11 protein-coding genes, 1 pseudogene and 1 riboswitch are annotated in these 18,094 nt (G+C 67.3%); of the genes and pseudogenes, 8 read left to right on the plus strand and 4 right to left on the minus strand.

What is annotated here, in order from left to right; all coding sequences use genetic code 11:
• The first annotated feature begins 24 nt into the window (after window positions 1–24).
• The 6 genes from SXIM_RS27660 (at window position 25) to SXIM_RS14715 (ending at window position 7,907) form a co-directional block, all read left to right on the plus strand.
• Window positions 25–477, plus strand: coding sequence for an effector-associated constant component EACC1 (locus SXIM_RS27660; RefSeq protein ID WP_046724302.1), 453 nt, complete (start codon window positions 25–27; stop codon window positions 475–477).
• Window positions 478–484: 7 nt separating this feature from the next.
• Entirely contained in the window at window positions 485–3,061 is a 2,577-nt protein-coding gene (locus SXIM_RS14695) for a caspase family protein (protein ID WP_053116199.1), read from the plus strand.
• A complete protein-coding gene (locus tag SXIM_RS14700) occupies window positions 3,061–4,449 on the plus strand; it encodes an extracellular solute-binding protein (RefSeq protein WP_046724304.1) in 1,389 nt (462 codons plus the stop codon). The genes SXIM_RS14695 and SXIM_RS14700 overlap by 1 nt, the downstream gene beginning before the upstream one ends.
• 218 nt (window positions 4,450–4,667) lie before the next feature.
• A riboswitch (cyclic di-AMP (ydaO/yuaA leader) is annotated at window positions 4,668–4,817 on the plus strand.
• Window positions 4,818–4,826: 9 nt separating this feature from the next.
• Window positions 4,827–5,822 (plus strand): M23 family metallopeptidase, encoded by a 996-nt coding sequence (locus tag SXIM_RS14705; protein ID WP_043177610.1) that lies wholly within the window; start codon window positions 4,827–4,829, stop codon window positions 5,820–5,822.
• 164 nt (window positions 5,823–5,986) lie between these two features.
• On the plus strand, window positions 5,987–6,466 hold the full coding sequence (locus SXIM_RS14710) for a very short patch repair endonuclease (RefSeq protein WP_046724306.1): 480 nt from the start codon (window positions 5,987–5,989) through the stop codon (window positions 6,464–6,466).
• A 145-nt stretch (window positions 6,467–6,611) separates the two neighbouring features.
• On the plus strand, window positions 6,612–7,907 hold the full coding sequence (locus SXIM_RS14715) for a DNA cytosine methyltransferase (protein ID WP_046724307.1): 1,296 nt from the start codon (window positions 6,612–6,614) through the stop codon (window positions 7,905–7,907).
• On the opposite strand, the gene SXIM_RS14720 is transcribed toward SXIM_RS14715, so the two are convergent.
• The 4 genes and pseudogenes from SXIM_RS14720 to SXIM_RS28550 all read right to left on the minus strand — a co-directional run.
• Complete coding sequence (locus SXIM_RS14720) at window positions 7,876–8,763, minus strand: DUF6339 family protein (protein WP_046724309.1); 888 nt, start codon at window positions 8,761–8,763, stop codon at window positions 7,876–7,878. The genes SXIM_RS14715 and SXIM_RS14720 overlap by 32 nt on opposite strands.
• The gene (locus SXIM_RS14725) at window positions 8,760–9,752 is read right to left on the minus strand and encodes a hypothetical protein (RefSeq protein WP_174864318.1); all 993 of its coding nucleotides are present in this window, start codon (window positions 9,750–9,752) and stop codon (window positions 8,760–8,762) included. The genes SXIM_RS14720 and SXIM_RS14725 overlap by 4 nt, the downstream gene beginning before the upstream one ends.
• A complete protein-coding gene (locus SXIM_RS28135) occupies window positions 9,749–11,884 on the minus strand; it encodes a histidine phosphatase family protein (RefSeq protein ID WP_375879596.1) in 2,136 nt (711 codons plus the stop codon). Before SXIM_RS28135 ends, SXIM_RS14725 begins: the two co-directional genes overlap by 4 nt.
• Window positions 11,885–11,893: 9 nt before the next feature.
• A pseudogene (locus SXIM_RS28550) lies at window positions 11,894–13,135 on the minus strand (sigma-70 family RNA polymerase sigma factor); the annotation flags it as partial.
• 152 nt (window positions 13,136–13,287) lie between these two features.
• Between SXIM_RS28550 and SXIM_RS14735 the strand changes: the two are divergent.
• Both SXIM_RS14735 and SXIM_RS14740 read left to right on the plus strand, forming a co-directional pair.
• On the plus strand, window positions 13,288–14,904 hold the full coding sequence (locus SXIM_RS14735) for a nuclease-related domain-containing DEAD/DEAH box helicase (RefSeq protein ID WP_046724310.1): 1,617 nt from the start codon (window positions 13,288–13,290) through the stop codon (window positions 14,902–14,904).
• Complete coding sequence (locus tag SXIM_RS14740) at window positions 14,901–18,065, plus strand: helicase-related protein (RefSeq protein WP_046724313.1); 3,165 nt, start codon at window positions 14,901–14,903, stop codon at window positions 18,063–18,065. The genes SXIM_RS14735 and SXIM_RS14740 overlap by 4 nt, the downstream gene beginning before the upstream one ends.
• Window positions 18,066–18,094: the final 29 nt, after the last annotated feature.

Raw genomic sequence — 18,094 nt, forward strand, 5'->3', positions numbered from 1 at the left:
CGGGGGAAGGGCGGGAATGTGACGATGACGGCCACCGTACGGATTCGGGTGGAGGGGACGGGAGCCACCCAGGAGGACATCAGGCAGCTGCGTCTGTGGCTGGAGGCCGACCCCGAGCTGCGGGAGGTGACCGAGCGGATCGGCCGGGAACCCCGGCCGGTCGACAACGCCATGGGGGTGTGGGACGACCTGCTCCTGCACCTGGCGCAACGGGCCACCGGGGCGGTGATGGTGCTGCTGCTGCGCTCCGTCTACAACCATCTGCGCAACCGGCCGCGCCGCGATCTGCGGGTGACCGTCGAGATGGCGGGGAACCTGCGGGTGACGGTGGAGGGGGATCGCACGTACTCGCGCGGTGAGCTGGCCGAGAAGGCGCGGCTGGCGGCGGAGGCGATCGACCCGGGGGCGGGTCCCGGTTCGGCTCCCGGGCCCGGGTCCGGCCCCCGCTCGGGTCCTGGTTCCGGCCCCGCCGAGTGACGGGGCGGTGAGCTTTCAGCCGGACGCCGGGCGCTCCCGGGTGGTGCTGATCGGGGTGGCGCGGTACGACCACGCCGCCGACTATCCGCCGCTGCCCTCCGTGACGGCGAACATCGATCAGCTGTACGAGGTGCTCGGCGACGACGTGCTCGGCCGGCTGGGTCCGGCGCTCCTGCCCCCGCTGCACTCGCCCCGCCGCGAGGAGATCGTCGACACCGTCGGGCGCGCGGCGGAGGAGGCCGAGAGCCTGCTGCTGTGCTACTTCAGCGGGCACGGTCAGCTCGTCGAAGAGGAGTCGGGGCCCGGCCGGTTGCACCTGCAACCCCGCGAGGCGAGCGCGACGGAGGCCGGGCTGCTGGGCATCCGGTACGCCGAGCTGCGCGACCTGCTGTGCCGTACCCGTGCCGAGCGGGTGGTGCTGATCCTGGACTGCTGCTTCTCGGGCAACGCCCGCCTGGAGCCGCTGCGGGCGGAGGTGCCGTTCGCACTCGTGACCTCCTCCCGGCCGCTGGGACGGCAGGACGCCGGGGACGGCCGGGGCCCGACCCCGTTCACGGCCGCGCTGCTCGACATCCTGCGGGAGGGCACCGGCAGCCCCGACGGGGGACCGGTGACGGTCGCGGCGCTGCGCGCACCGCTGCGGCAGCGGGCCGGGCGGGACGCGGCGGCGGCGCCCGCCGACAGCGACCCCGACGACTGGCAGCCGTATGTCGGATTCCAGAACGGTGCCGAGGACACCGTCCTGTCCCAGGCGATCGCCACCCCGCCGCCGCCTGCTGCGCGCCGGCCGCTTCCCGCCTGGCCGGCCACGGCCTGGCGCCTGATCAGGGAACACCCGGCCCGCGCCCTGCTCGTGGCGGCCGGAGCGGCGCTGGCCGGTACGGGCCTGCTGGCGCTGGGCGACGCGATCGGCGGCGCGCTCCATCCACCGCCCCCCGACTGTCCCGTCCCCCTGGAGCTGCGAATCCTGACCAGCCCCGAGTACGAGCGGCCCCTCGCCCGGGTGCTGGAGACGTTCGAGGGCTCGGCGGCGGCGCGGGAGGCCATCGGCGGCCGTCCGGCGGGCTGCCGCCAGCTGAACGCCTTCGTCTACGCGGCCCCCGACGGGGACGCCGCCCGGGCGCTGGGCCGCTCGGCCGCCTGGGCGGAGCCGGAGCGCACCTGCGCGGCCGACGCCTCGGCGGACGCGGCGGGGCAGGAGTGCGCGCAGCCGCTGCGCGACATCGGGCCGCGCCCGGATGTGTGGCTGCCGTCCTCCTCGATCGCGTTGCGGGGGACGGCGGACGCCGTGGACGGGGCGGAGAGCGCCGCGTACCCGGGGGAGCCGGTGACGGTGGCCACCTCGCCCGCCGTCGTCCTGCTGCCGGGGGAGCCGCCGGGTGGACTGCGGCGGTCCGGCGAGCCGCTGGAACGGCTGCTGGAGGCGGCCGGCGAGCAGGACCTCACGGTGTTACGGGCCCGCCCAGCGGCTTCGGCGGCGGCGCTGCTGCACGGCATGACGGCCGGGCCGGGCGGGATCCAGGACGTGCCGCTGCCGCCGGCGGACGACGCCGCACTGCTGTGCTCGCTGGCGCGGCCGGCGGGAGGCGGGCCCGCCACCCCGGCACCCGCGCTGCTGGTGGCGGAGCGGACGGCGGTGGACCTGGTGCGTGCCGAGCGGCGTCCGGCCTGTCTGAGCGGTGCGGCCGGCGCCCCTCTCGACCAGCTGACCTGGGACCAGCGGTACCGGGCGTACTACCCGGGGGACGTACCGCCGCTCGATCTGACGTTCGTGCCCGTGCACTGGGAGCACGCCGCCGCCGACGACGCGGAGCGGCGGGAGGCGATCGGGCGGCTGGGGGCGTGGCTGGGCTCGGCGGAGGGGATGCGGGCGCTGGGCGCGCAGGGCTTCCGGGACCCGCGGGACGAGCGGCGCGCGCTGATCGAGGCGCCGCCGCTGAACCACGAGGCGTTCGTGACCGCACCCGCGCTGCCCCGGCTGCTGGCGCCGGACGAGGCGGCGGCGGCCGGGTATCTGGCCGCGGAGGAGAGCCGGCAGGGGCCGCGTGACGTGGTGTTCGTGGTGGACGTGTCCTCGGGTTCGTACGCCAGGGAAGCGCAGTACGCGGCGCTGCTGCGGACGGCGATCGGGGTGCTGGGGCCCGAGGACGGGTACGCGGTGCTGGCCACACCGGGCGGCGGCGCCGATCCGGTGCGCACGGTGCGGGGCCTGGCGCCGTACGACGGGGCAGACGGGGTACGGACGGCGATCGACGCGCTCGCCCCGGTGGAACGGCACGCCCCGATCACCCCGGCGCTGGAGGCGGGCCTCGCGCTGCTGACACCGGAGCCGGACGCCGCGGAGACGGACCGGGGCCGGCTGGTGGTGCTGATCACCGATGACGAGGACAGTGCCGGGCGGCTGGACGGACCGGCGGACGCGGCGCCGCCGGTCGCCGTCGTCTCGTACGGCTCGCTCGGCTGCGAACACCTGTACAACCGGATGCTCATCGCCTCGGGCGCCCTGTGCTTCGACGGCTCGGGGTCGCCGGGGGCGGCGCTCGCCGGGACCCTGCGGGGCCTGACCGCGCCCTGGGAGCCGTGATGACGCGGCGGGGCACGGTACGGGCGCGGGTGCTGCCGGCGCTGCTGGCGCTGTCGGTGGTGGCCGGATGCAGCGGGGCGCCGGATCCGGGCCGGCCTCCCGCCCGGGTCGACGACGGGCGACCGCTGGTGGTGGTCAGCGGCGCCGACCTGACCAGCCGCGAGGGGGAGGGCGTACGGCAGGCGCTGATCGACGCCTGGAACGCGGACGAGGACAACCGCCCGGCCCGGCTGGTGGAGCTGCCCCGCACCGAGGGCGGCCAGCACAGTGAGCTGATCGCCGCGCTCCAGTCGGGCAGCGCCGACTTCGACGTGCTGAACCTGGACACCACCTGGGTTCCGGAGTTCGCCGAGGCCGGCCTGATCCGCCCGCTGGACGACACCCTGCTGGAGGCCGGTTTCCTGGCGCAGGCGGCACAGGCGGGCCGCTGGCGCGAGCGGGCGTACGCCGTGCCGTTCAACACCGACGTCGGACTCCTCTACTACCGGCAGGACCTGCTGACCGCGCTCGGCCGCGAACCCGGGGAACTGCTGGGCCACGAGACGCTCGGCGAGCTGATCGCGCAGTGGCCCGGCGGCCAGGAACATCCGCTGTACATCACGCAACTGCGCCCCTACGAAGGGCTGACGGTCAACGTGCTGGAGGCGTTCTGGAGCGTGGGGGTGGAGCTGACCGACGAGCGGGGGCGATACCGGGGCAGCGAACAGGAGCTGCGGCGCGGGCTGAGTGAACTGCTGCGCATCGCGGACGGCAGCAAGCTGAGCGAACGGGCCCGGGAGGCGGACGAGACCGGCGCGCTGCGCGAGTTCACGGGGGAGCTGGACGGCGGCGACCCGTCGGGGGTGGTGCTGATGCGGAACTGGCCGTACGCGTACCAGCACCTGGACGCCACGCTGCCGGACGGCGCGGACTTCGGGGTGGTCCCGCTGCCGGGGGCGGCGGCGCTGGGCGGGCAGTCGCTCGCGGTCTCGGCCGACAGCGCGCGGGCGGCGGACGCCGAGCGGCTGATCCGCTTCCTGACGGCGGAGCCGGACAGCCAGCGCAGGCTGCTGGAAGCGGGGTTCGCACCGGCCCTGCGGGACGCGTACGGCATCGGGGACCCGCGGGAACTGGACTGCGCGGCCGTCACGGCGGTGGCGGTGCCCCGGGCGCCGGGGGAGCCGGCGGAGGGGGCGGTGCGCGAGGTGCCGCCCGGGTACCCGGAGTTGCTGTGGTGCGCGCTGGAGGAGGCCAGAGCACGGCCGGCGAGCCCCTACTACCCGGCGTTCTCGCGGGAGTTGCGGCGGGAGGTCGCGCAACTGCTGGCGGAGAACGGGTCGGTGGAGGGGACGGCGGAACGGCTGCACCAGAAGCTGGCACTCGCGCTGGAGGGACGCCTTTCACCGTGAGTGATCGGAAGACATCGCTCCGATAACAACTGACACACCGTCAGAAACGCTTGCCATGGCAGCAACAAAAATCTATGGGGTAATTTGCCATGATCCACACCTGTTTGAGGGGGGAAAGTGCCTGACTCAATTCCCGGATCCACTTGGAATTACGGCGGGCCGTCTATTAACGTTCGATAACGCAGCGCGGTCGTCTCCGCCGTCGCCAAGACGGCGGTCGTGCTGTACCGCCTAATCCACGGCACGCCACCAGCGCGCCGGGAACCGGGGAACCACCACTTGGGGTGCATCGGACGGCCCACCGTCCGTAGGAGACCTTCCTGCTCCGAACCCGTCAGCTAACCCGGTCGGCGAAGGAAGGAAAGGAGAACGCCTCCGTGGCGTCGAACCCGCACGGGTCCCACCCCGCCTACTACGGGCCGCAGACCATCGAGGACGAGCCCCGTACCGAGTGGAACCCCAGCGCCGAGACCCTGCGCCCCGTGCGCGGCCGGCACCGGGTCGCCCGGCAGCGCGGCGGCACCATGGCACGCAGCCGCGCGGTCCTCGGCGTCGGCATGTTCGCCGCCGTCGGCGCCGGCGGCATGGCCACCGCCCAGGAGGGCGGCACGGGTTCCGTGCCCGGCCTCGACTCCGTGCGTTCCATCCCCGACCAGATCCCCGTCCTCAGCGACCTGATCTCCTCCCCGGAGAGCGAGCCCGAGGCGCAGGACACCACCTCGGTGACCGCCTTCACCGAGGCCCAGGACGCCGGCGAGGCGCTGCGCGCCCGCATCCTCCAGCAGGCCGAGGAGCAGGAGGCCACCGCCCAGGCCGCCGAGCACGCCCAGATCCTGGCCGGCGCGCAGAGCGACGCCGTCGCCGCCGCCGCCGAACTCGCCGAGGCCGAGCGGCTCGCCGAGGAGCAGCGGCAGCGCGAGGCCGAGGAGGAGCGCCGGCGCCTGGAGGAGGAGCGCCGCCTCGCGGAGCTGCGCGCCAGCTACACCATCCCCCTCACCACCTACACGCTGTCCTCCAGCTTCGGCGCCAGCGGCTCCATGTGGTCCTCGACCCACACCGGTACCGACTTCGCCGCCCCCACCGGCACGCCCGTGAAGAACGTGCACACCGGCACCGTCAAGGAAGCCGCCTGGGCCGGCTCGTACGGCTACCGCATCATCATCGAGCAGGAGGACGGCACCGAACTCTGGTACTGCCACCTTTCCTCGATGAACGTCACCGCGGGACAGTCCGTCGACACCGGCGACACCATCGGCCGGGTCGGCTCCACCGGGAACTCCTCGGGGCCGCACCTGCACCTGGAGGTCCGCCCCGGCGGCGGTGACCCGATCGACCCGCTGGCCTGGCTGCGTGGCAAGGGCCAGGCGGTCTGACCGGCCGACGACCATCCCCCCACACCGCCGCCGGCCCTGGTGACTCCCCCCGACATCAGGGCCGGCGGCATACCTGGTCCCCCACTCCTGAAGTGACGGCGGCCCGGTGACCCCGATCACGTACGATCGCTCGGTCGGCCGTGGTTGCGGGACTGGAGGGGTGTATGAAGGAAGGTTCGCGTGGCGTCGGTCCACGCCCCGTACCGTCCTCCGCGGCGGTGTCCTCCCGCATGAGCCGACAGGCGAGCCGCGACACGGGCCCTGAGATGGCCATCCGTCGGCTGCTCCACGCCACGGGACACCGCTACCGCCTGCACCGAAAGGTGCCCGGCATGGCCCGTCGAACCATCGACATCGCCTTCCCGGGGCCCAAGGTGGCGGTCTTCGTGGACGGTTGCTTCTGGCACGGTTGCCCCCAGCACGCAACGCAGCCCAGGGCGAACAAGGACTGGTGGCGCCGGAAGCTCGACAAGAACATCGACCGGGACCGGGAGACCACGGAGCGGCTGAGCGCCGAGGGCTGGACGGTGCTGCGCTTCTGGGAGCATGAGTCGCCGGAGGCCGTGGCACGTCGGGTGGCTGTAGCTGTCGAGCTCAAGAAGGCGAACGGGCAGAAAGGAGCCACGAACGACGGGGGCGAGTGACTCGGAAGCGACTCTCAAAGCCCGCCTGAGGCCCGTAGTCTGTGACTTACGCCCGAGATCTTTCCGTATGCCCTGCTTTCGGACTCGTGTTCCGTGCCGTATCGGAGCCACCCCGGTGCTCGGTCCCGGGCTACACTTCGACCCTATGAGCGGCCCAGGCACACAGGTTCAGCACCTCGACGGAATTCGGATCCTGGATCTTTTCGCCGGCCCGGGTGGCCTTGACGTGGCCGCTCGATTTCTGGGCTTCAAGAGCATCGGGATCGAGTGGGATCACAACGCATGCGAGACTCGGTACGCCGCAGGGCTCCCGACTATTCATGCCGATGTGAGCGTTATGCGCGAAAGTCGATTCGATGAGATTCCAAAGTCGGTCGACGTGCTTGCCGGTGGTCCTCCCTGCCAGTCCTTCTCCGTGGCGGGAAAGGGAGCGGGCCGGAAAGCGCTGGACACGGTCAAGGAATTCATTCACCGCCTCGTGCACGGGGAGGACGAGGACAGGATCGACAGTGACCTGCATGCCCTCGGCGACCCGCGCACCGCGTTGGTTCTGGAACCTCTTCGCTGGCTCATCAAGGCGATCGAGACGGAGGGGCGAGATCCTTACAAGGTGATTGTCCTGGAGCAGGTGCCCACCGTTCTACCCCTTTGGGATGTTTATGCAAAGGTTCTGCGTGGCGGCGAGGGGAGGCTCCAGGGCGTCAAGTACGAAGCGGAATGCTGGGTTCTGAAGACCGAGCAGTTCGGAGTCCCCCAGACGCGGAATCGGGCCGTGCTTGTCGCTCGACGGCCAGGCCATGGCGCCATCGAACCGCTCAGGACCACTCACATGTCCTTCGGCCGCCGTAGGGACACCTCGCCCGAGGGGATTCCCGGGGTCTCCGGAAGTAAACTGCCCTGGCTGTCCATGGCGGCCGCACTGGAGGCGGCGAGCAAGGCGAAGGACTCACCCGTGGACGTCTCCCGACTCAGGACGGATGGCGCCATAAGGTTCTTCGTCGTTTCCAACTACGGTTCCGGCGGTGATCCCAAGAACCGAGGCCGCCGAACTTCTTCGCAGCCGGCTTTCACAGTTACCGGTAAAATTTCCCGCAACAAGGTCTACAAGAGCCTCGCAGACTACGACGCGGACAAGCCGGACCGGTTCACGATTCCCGAGTCCGGAGTCCTGCAGACTTTCCCCCACAACTTCCCCTGGTCGGGCAAGGACCAAGCCCAGCAGGTTGGCAACGCCGTGCCGCCCAGGCTCGGCATGCATGTGCTCAGCACCGTTCTCCGCGGAAAGGCACCTTCCGAGGAAGAGCTCGCCGCCGCCGCGACCTGGCCCGCAGTGCCCGGCACCACCACCGAAGCACTGCGGGTCATCGGGTGCGGCGATGAAAGTCGGTGCCCCCCGGGCTCGCACAAGGTCAGTGCCGTTCGTCCTGAGTCCGCCCTCTGACCGGCGCGTCCGCGAAGAGCTCTTCGAAGTGTGAAGCCAGCGTCTGAACTGCACTCTCCGGGACACGGTCCTCCTCCGGGCCCACAGGAAGATCGATCCTGGGGGACGGAAGCGCCGATGCGGCCTCCTCGATCCACTCCCGCAGGGGCTCCTCGTTGCGCTCCACATCCGGAGCGATCACATCGTAGAGCAGTGTTGCGGCGGCGGCATTGACCGCAGGAGCCAGAGCGTTGACTTCGCGACCCGTACGAACGATTCCGTCCCGCAGGAGCCCGACCAACGCCAGCGCGGTGGGGCGGTGATCGATGATGTCCAGCCGAAGGGCGGAATTGAGCATGTCCTGATTGCCGCAGGCGACGACAACAGGACCGTAGTCTGGGCCGTCACGGAACAGTTCCGCTGCCCACCACAGGCGGGAGAACGCTTGCTTGTAGTGCGGACCGATGAACTTGTCCCGGGCGACCGGCCCGCGCGAACCCTCCGGTCTCGGCTCCGGCAGATGGCGCCACACCACGTAGTCCGGTGCCACACCGAGAGCGATGTAGGTCCACAGCTGTTTCTCAGCAGCTTCTCTGCGCGTCAGCCGGAGCGTTTCGTGCAGGCGGGGGGCTAGCCAGGCGTCCGCCGTGGTGGGGCGTTCGTCCTGGAATCGATCCATCGCGTCGTCGATCAGGTCCCTCACTCGATGGAGTTGGAAGCGCTCATCATTCTGGTCCAGAGGCTCCGCAACCTTGTTCAGCGCGATGGACGGGACGTCCTCGCGTCCTTCGAGCAATCCTGAGGTGATGTACTCCGCGGCCTGCACATCGGAGATGAGGGCAAGCCGTTCCGGGAGGTGCTCGGGGCGGGAAGTCACGCGTTGCTCTCCTGATCGAGTCGTGCGATGTCACGGACAGTTGTGGCCAAGGTCTTGGGCACCTCGGCACGACGCGCTGCCGCGTACTGGATACGCGCTTGCAGATCCGCCCAGCTTCCCCCGCCGGACTGCCGGATCTGGACCTCTCGGAGGGCGTCGTCGTCCGACCGACCCGGGAAGATGTCCGGCAGCATCTCGCGGAGCACCGCGCCACGCCAATCAGGGGGAAAGAGCGGAGTGCCGTCGTCCTCGAGCTCGAGATCGCCGATCGCAGTGTGGAAGACAGCGGTCCATACATCGGTGCACATCTGGGAGAGCAGCATTTCGCTCACCATCTGCTCGACTTTCGACCCCCGGTCGTCCACCAGCGCCACCAGACCCTCGAAGTCCGAGTTCAGCCGTACGCCCGGCACCCGCCCCGAGATGTCCACCACCCAGGGAGCGTCCCGGAACCCCCGCAGCCACTCCGCGCCGCGCGCGAAACTGACCATGCTGATGTCGAGTTGACGGTCCCGGATCGGGTCCTCGGACGTCACGTCGATCAACCACTCGTGGTCGGTGGAAGCGATGATTCGTCCTGCTACACCGCCGACAGTTGCCACGACGTGCACGGTGAGAGTGGCACGATCCAGATGGTGGTCCCGGTCGAGCTCAATCTCTCCGGTCCAGCCCCTGCCGCCATCCGTGGCGGGCTCCAATCGCGAGACAGTCCGTGCGTTGGTGGCCCCCTCCGTCAGAACGGCGACAACGGAGACATCGGACCAGTGCCCCTTCGACTCGATTTCACGCACGGGAATGTCCGCTGTGAGGCTGATCCGTGCCGTACGCCAGTCGTCACGCTCGGCCCTGCCGAGAGCCACAACCTGCTCGATGACGGAGTAGGCCTTGGTGTCCAGTTGCTCGCGGGGACCATGGGGGCCTCGCAACCGTATGGCTGTGACGCGTGCGGTGATCGCACCGTTGAGACGGGGATACGGAAAGGCTCTCACGCGATGCTCCCTCTGTTCTCGTGCAGTTCGACAACGAGACCGGTCAAGGCCGCCCGCACCGGGTGGGTGGAGACGTCGGTGACGCCGCGGAAGACGGCTCGTCGTGCCCCAGAAGTGAAACGCAGTACACCGTCGGTCAGATCACAGTTGCTGACGGCAACAAGTTCGGCCCATGCGACCACCGGGCGGGGACCCGAACGCACCTCCAGTTTGGCTACCGGATTCATGGACCAGGAGTCCCTTCCGGAGGGAATCTTGACCTCTGCGGTGACCTGCCACGCACCGGAGGAATTGATGACTGCCTCCAGATCGTCAAGCGTCGGCGGCGTCAGCGTGCGTCTGGCCTTGGCAACAGGCTTGCCAGAGATCTTGAGACGTTTCTTGGCCTTGCTCGGACCGCTGGTTTTCTTCCCTTCCGAGAAGGCGACAAGTTTGTGGACGGCACGGTTGGCCTCCGTCGTGAGGGCCAGGATTCGCCGGTGAGCGGAGGGAGAATAGCGTGTCCTCAGCTCTTCGGTCTGACCCCACTTGTTGTGCTCGGGCGGCTCGGAGCATCTGAGGAACTCCTCGGCCTCCGCCGAGAACGGTGATCCGTCCCCCGCCGCCCTGCCTGCGAGGAGCACGGCCTGGAACGGGTTCGTACCCACCGGAAGGTTGGGCACCCGAGTGGTCTTGACCGTCATGCGGTTGCCCCGCATGGCTGTCACCTGATTGATCCGGCCGTCAGCATCGGTGGCGTCCGTGACGAGAAGTACCGCTTGATGCTCCCCGAGGCTTCCTGCCCGACCGTCCTGATGCGGGATCTTCAAAGGCACCCTGACAAGGGCCACCTGCCCGGGCTCGGTGAGGCGTTCCACGGTGTTGCCGCTGAGGAACGCTTGAAGCGCACGCGAACGCGCGGGCTGGTGCACTCGTGGGTCGACTCTTTCCTCCGGCAGGTACTCCGTACCGTTTCGCAGAGTGCGCACGGACGCCTCCAGCAAGGGTCGCCGGGTGCCCCCAGTCGTCATGGCTGCCCAGAAATTGCGTCCGATTGCCCGAACGAGTCGCTGGTGCATGCGCTCCAGGCTGTCCTCGTCATCTCCCGCATCGCCCTCGGGATCCTGTCCCGCTGCCGCGAGGGTTGCTACATCGTGCGCTCCGACGATCAGGAATGACGTACCGGGGTCGGGACCTTCGCGCGTGAGATGCAGATTCGCCACCTCGGCCTCGTCGGCCCACCAGGAACGGGCGACATCCGCACTATCCGCCTCGGGGTCCGGTCGGCCCAGCCAGGCCGGCCCCGCGTATCTGCTGCCGTTCACTTCCCGCCAGGGCAGATCGAGGCGGCCGATCAGTCGGCGTTCCGTACGCCCCTCGTGAGGTTCGGACAGTGTGGAGTTCATGAGAACCAGCCCAATACGGCTGGTTGCCCAGAGTGTGGCCTTCCCCAGACCGTACGATCCTCCTGCCCCGGCATCTGACTTGCGGCTGTCGAGTTGGCGGCGGACGACGGCCGCAAATCGACCGTCCTCGTAGTCGTCGCCGGTCAGGCCGTTGGCGTTGTAGTCATCGACGCGGAGCAGAACGAGTCGGCCCCTCTCGAACATCTCCTCCAACCCTGCCCTGATGACGCGCCCGACCTTCTGGTCCTGTGCTGCTGCCGCTTCGTAGTGCGGGTGGAGGTCCTTCCAGCGCAGCGCCTCGAGGAACCGGGAGAGAGGCTCCCCGGTGAGTTCGTGGAGCGTGTAACGGACGCGGACCGGTTGGTGGTTCTGCCTGATCCGTTCGTCGAGGCTGTTCTGCGTTGCCTCTCGCGCCAGTACCTCCAGGTCGGCTTCGAAGGCGAAGGCGGCTGCGTTGCCGAACTCCCGCCCCCCGTCGTGGTGGCCGGGACGGTGGTACCACACCGCCGATGTCGCCGGAGTGTCGTCCTGTCCCCTCGCCACCGTCTTCTCTCTTTCGTCGGAACTACGCTCCGTGTCCGGCATGGATCCACCTTCCTTCGGCCGTGACATGCCGGCCGCGGTTCTTTTCTGCGATACCCGGATCCTCCGATGCCGGGTTTCCTCGAGACGGTTTCGAGCAGTTCGTTCAGGCTCCTCCGAGCGCTGGGGCGATGTGCCGTCCTTGGGATTCCGTGCGACTTGGATCCGCAGGGCTTCCAGTGCTTTCTTCTCGATCTGACGGATGCGCTCGCGAGTGACGCCGAATTGCCTACCGATTCCCTCCAATGTCCAAGGGGTGCCGTCAAAAAAACCGAACCTCAGGAGAAGAATTTGACGATCCCTATTTTTGAATTCGCATGCCTCGAAGAGGCGAATGATATCCTGGCGCTCGAACGCTGCCCACAGTGCCTGTTCGGGGCCGGGAATCGGGTGCATCGTGTCGGCGACCAGGTCTCCGAGGGTTGCGCCCTCGCCGATCGGATGCTCGAATGAAACCGTCGTACTGCGGAGGAGAATTTGACACTCCTCTACTTTTTCCGGCCTGAGATCACACGCCACCGCCAGATCGTCCACGGTGGGATCCATACGCTCGGCACGGAATTTTCGCTCGGCCTTGCGCACCTTTTCCATGTCGGTCCACATATGGACCGGGATGCGAATCGTCGTGCCCTCGTTGATGGCGGCCCGTGAAATATTCTGGCGAATCCACCAAGTGGCATAGGTGGAAAATTTATAACCCATGGATGGGTTGAACTTCTCCACGGCACGTATGAGTCCCAAATTGCCGTGTTGTACGAGGTCTTCGTACATCGGGTCGCCCTGCCTGCGCCCCGACGCGCGCATGATGGAGTGCACGAGGCGCACGTTGTGGCTGACCATGGCGGAGAGCGCTTCGTGCGCCTCGCCAGTGGACAGCAGGGACGCTGTGTAGCCGGCCGGCAATGGATCCGAGGGTCCTATGGCTCCTCGGAATAGGAGGCAGAGCCCCACTTCCTCGTCGGCCCTGAGGACGCGCGCATGGTTCTTGGAGTCCAGCCGATCGATTCTCAGCACTTCCCGGGCGGCACGACGAGCGGCCCCCAGGTCATCGACACGCACTGCGTCCCGCACGGCCTCCAGTTCGGGGGACTCGAGATCCTCCTGCCCCTCCACTTCCGCGGTGCCGGAGTCGTCGTCCGGTGCCTTCGTCGCCAAGGAGACGTGCACTTCGCCCGGCGACGCAGACTGATGATCCCGTTCCCTCTCCGCTTGTTCGCCGGGCCGATTCGGCCCCACGACCGCGCGGTACAACGTCCGAGCCTCCTGGTCGTCGAGACGAGCAGCTCGCATCACTTGCTGCAGGGCTGCCCGGTGGTCGACCCCCTCGGCCAGGAACCGACGCATCAGGCGGACAAGGAAGTCCCAACCAGGCCCATCCGTTCGTCTGCCGGACACAGTGTCCGCATCCTTGGTCATCCCGCCCCGCCCCCGGGTCGTGCTCCGTCGCCGATCTCCCTAGTCCATCACTCATCAGGCGGTCGATGCCACCACCTGGCGAGGACGCGAAGCCAGGAGATCCAACACTCGGTATCTTGGGGGACTACTCGGCGCGACGATGGGGAGGGTGGATGCGGATCATTCCGAGTGAGGTCTCGAGCAGCACCAGGAGCCAAGCGGAACGCAGCGTCTTCGAAGCACTCAAAGCGATACCCGACGACCTGAGCGTCGCGCTGCACACCGTGCACCTTCCCCAGCATCACAAGAAGCGTGTCGGTGAGATCGACTTCGTCGTCATCATGCCCGAGATTCTGTTGTTCATCGAGGTCAAGGGCGGCAGAGTCGTTCACCGCGACGGGGGTTGGTACTACGGGCCGATCGGTCGTGAAACCGGCCCCAAGGAGAGCCCTTTCGTACAGGCCAGCGGGGGAATGCATGCGCTCGAAGGGAAATTGGGAGCGCTGATCGGCGATCTCAGGGGACACGGAGTGGCCGGCGGGTACCTTGTGATCACCACTGACATCGATGTGCAACGCACCACGGAGTTCGAGCCCCAACAGTATCTCGGCAGCACTGCCTACGACGGAGGGCGTGGTCTGGCACAAGGTATCGAACGGGCCACGCAGTTCTGGTTGAGGCGCAATAAATGGGCGCGCACTCCCATCAATGCTCCGCTGCGAAAGAAGATGCTCGAGGCCATTCGCCCGGACTTCGATCTCGTGCCCAACCTTCGGTCCAGGTTGAGGCACCTAGATGTTGTCTTCGAGCGCCTCACCCGCGAGCAGATGGACCGACTGGATGAGTTGGAGTCCAATCCCCGACTTGCGTGGACCGGCGGGGCTGGGACCGGCAAGACGTTTCTCGCTGCCGAGGCGGCTCGCCGAAGGTCCGCCCACGGCACGGTCTTGTTCACTTGTGCGGGTAACACGCTGGCCACGCACATGAATCGGATTCTCGACGAAGATGCAATCACGGTCCTGCCATTCGAGCGCCTGGATGAGGTTCGAGGGCGTACTTTCGATCACCTGATCGTGGACGAAGCACAGGACGTGATGACCTTCGGTGGCTTGAACACCTTGGAGAACCTGGTGTCCGGTGGCCTCGAAAAGGGCCGGTGGATCTTCATGCTGGACCAGAACAACCAGATCCTGACCCCGGACACCTACGACTCTGAAGCCTGGGAGTACCTGTCTTCACTGGGCTTCGTCTACGGTCCCTTGAAGCGCAATTGTCGCAATACCGAACAAATCGTCCGCCAGGTACGGCTCTATACTGCCGCCGATCTGGGCGTTGCGTCCGCCGGTGAGGGGGAACCGGCACGCTTCGCCGACGCATACGACCCGGGAGAGGAAGCCACTCTGCTCGACGCCTATGTCGAAGAGCTCAGTCAGGAGGGCATTTCGCTCCGGGACATCACCTTGGTGTCGGCCTCCGGGTCGTGGGACGACAGCTCAGCTCGGATGTCAGGGTTGGCCTCCAAGATCGATCGATTCAGCGATGTGGTGGGGACCGATCGTACGAAACACCGTCTCACATGGTCCTCCATCTCCGATTTCAAGGGTCACGAGAGCGACATCGTCTGCCTGATCGACATGGAACCCGAGCATCTTGACGGGCGTCTCGACGCACTCTACGTAGCCTGGACCCGGGCTCGCGCACATCTCTGGGTGGCATGCCGACCAGGCGTCCGACAGAAACTTCAGGAACTGGGGCGCGCCGCACTGAACCGGGAAGGGCGAGGCGAATGAACAGTTTGGAATCCCGAATCTCGGCACATCGCGACGATTTCGTGGAATACCTGCGCCGTCAACTGGTCGGTCCTGCGGGAGCCACTGATGAAATCCTCGTCGACCCACCGGATCGGCGTTATCTCATGGGCACTCTGTATCCACGTGGGGCTTCCGTGCTGGAGCATTCCGGCGAGGAGGGTGAGCAGGATTTCAGCGAGTCGGAGACCGGTGGCGGCGAAGAGGACAGCTTCGCTGACGATCCCGTGGCCGAGGCGAATGCCTGGCTCCCCTCCTCGCTCGGATTCTCCTTCTTCACCGAGTCCGACCGTATCGAGGTTACCTGTGCTGCATCCCGTTATCTGACGGTTCGCGATGGCGGGCGACGCACTTGGCACAGACAGCCCCGCCTGAGCTCCACCGAAACCATTGCCGCCGGGCAGTCCTCCCCCATTCCGGTGTTGGACGGGCACGGTCGGCTCCACGTCCGGTGGCGCACCCTCGGCGCAGGACACCTCGTCACCTGTGTGCTCGCCAATGCTCATGATGAGGAGGAGAACGCGCACAAGGATCGAGAGAGGATGCTCTTCCAGGCCGCACTGCGAGCAACGACGATCGATGGGAAGATCCTCGAGTACCCGAGCACGCGTCTCAACAGCCGTGATGAAGAGGAACAGGAACTTCGGGTTCAGTACGGTCACATCGTGACTCGAGCCGTCGGACACGGCTGCGCGGTGGAGTGGGACGACGACGAGGACAGCGAGGTCGTCACCGTACGTGCCCAGGTGATGCCTCAGCAGATGGTCGAGCACATCAAGCCGGACGGCGACACTGATCTGGCGGTTCTCAAGCTCGCGCACTTGTCCCGGCCGGAACTCGGCGCGGAGGATCTCCGTGCCGAGCTGCGAGCCTTCGTCCACGGCTATCGCATCTGGTTCGACTCCCAACGGTCGAAGGCGGAGGGTTTCAAGGGTTGGGCAGTCGCGCCGGCCGACCGGATACTCGCCCGGATCGAGACCGCCCTTGACCGGATGTCATCCGGTGTGGAGGCGCTCACCGCACCGACGCCGACAGGGGCGAAGGCCCGTGAGGCATTTCGTCTCGCCAATCGGGCCATGGCCCTTCAAATGCTCCACAGCCGCCCAGAACTTGCCGGCAGCCGTCGACGCAGAAACACGGCGCTTGTCGAACTGGACGAGCCCGATGACGCCTACGCATGGCACCCGTTCCAGCTCGCCTACTTCCTGCTCGTGGTCGAGGGCCTGATGTACCCCGAGCACGAGGATCGCGGCACGGTCGACCTCATTTGGTTTCCTACCGGCGGTGGTAAGACGGAGGCCTATCTCCTTACCGCCTGCTTCGAGATCCTGTGGCGGCGGCTGCGGTACGGAGCGGCCGGGGGCGGCACGGCAGTGCTGAGTCGCTACACGCTGAGCCTTCTCACCACCCAGCAGTTCCAGCGGACAGCGACAGCCATCTGTGCCCTTGAATACATGAGGAGAGGACACGACGGCCGGCCGGCTCACGACCTCGGTGAGGAGCCCATTTCCATCGGGCTGTGGGTGGGAAGGGAGACAACGCCGAACAGGATCTCGGCGGCGCAAGAAGATCTCGAGGCGCTCAAGCAGATGAACCAACCGGACGATCGCTTCCTATTGGAACGTTGCCCCTGGTGCGGTACCGAGATCGTTCCGGAGCGGCAGGGGCAGAACAAGGACTTCGGGATTCGGGCGGACGGTGTCACGACCTCCTTCTTCTGCCCCCGTGCCACCTGTGTCTTCCACGATCTGCTTCCGGTGTCTGTCGTGGACGAGCAGATCTATCGGGAACCACCCACCTTTGTGCTCGGCACGGTCGACAAATTTGCCCGATTGGCCTGGGAAACTGCGGCGGGAAACCTGTTCGGCAGGAACGGAGGACGACCGCCCTCGCTGGTGATCCAGGACGAGTTGCACTTGCTGTCCGGCCCGCTGGGGACGACAGTGGGCCTCTACGAGTCGGCAGTCCTCGAACTGTGTGCCTGGGGTGGTGAGATGCCGAAGGTGATCGCCTCGACGGCAACGATCCGTCGCTCCCAGGACCAGGTCCGCCGGTTGTACGGTCGGCCGACGCAACTCTTCCCCCCGCCGGGGCTCAAGGCGGGACACTCCTATTTCGCCTCGCCGGACAAGGATCGACCCGGGCGCCTGTACGTGGGCGTCATGGCCCAGGGGCACACCGCGTCTACGGCCACCGTCCATGTGGGAGCGGCAGCACTGCAGGCGCCGAAGGAGACCTGCGACGATGATTCCCTGCGGGACGCCTACTGGACGGCGGTCGCCTACCACAACAGCCTGCGGGAGCTCGGAAGAACGGTCACGATCGCAAGGGACGACATCCCCGCACGGTTGGAGCACTTGACGAAGGGCGGCTCGCTGCGGCGTGAGCTCGGCGACGAAGCGGTGGTGGAGCTCACCAGCCACATTCCGCGCCCCGAGCAGCCCAGGATCCTGGAGCGTCTCGGCAAGAACTTCAAGGAGTCCGGCAGCGTCTCTTTCCTGGCGACGACGAACATGTTGTCCGTGGGGGTCGATGTCGCGCGTCTGGGCCTCATGCTGATGAATGGGCAGCCCAAGACGACATCCGAGTACATTCAGGCAACCAGTCGTGTGGGGCGGCGCCACGTGCCGGGTCTGGTGGTGACGGTCTTCCGGTCGACCAAACCTCGTGACCGATCCCATTACGAATCCTTTGGTGTCTACCACCGCTCGCTGTATCGGCATGTCGAGCCCACGAGCGTCACACCATGGTCCTTGCCCTCGCGCAGCAGGGCTCTGCATGCTGTACTCACGATCCTCGTTCGGCACGGGATCGGACTCGACCTGGAGAACAGGGCGGGAGACATTCTCCATCACGAGGATGGGGTGGCAGCGATTCGTGATTTGGTGGTGGATCACGTGAGCCGAGCCGATCCGGAAGAGGCCGAGTCCGCCGCCGATCAGTTGGATTTCTTGATCGACGAATGGCAACAGGAAGCCGAGATCGCACGCGGGGAAGGACGCCGCCTCTACTATCAGCCCCAGGGGCGGGGACCTTTTACCGCACTCCTCACCGATTTCGGCAAAAAGGGGGGGCTGTGGGAGACGCCTCAATCGATGCGCAATGTTGATCGCGATTGTCTCGTTGTCGTGAAAGGAGCGTGAACTCCATGAAGGACATTCGTCACAAGGTT

The organism is Streptomyces xiamenensis, from assembly GCF_000993785.3.
GTDB lineage: Bacteria > Actinomycetota > Actinomycetes > Streptomycetales > Streptomycetaceae > Streptomyces > Streptomyces xiamenensis.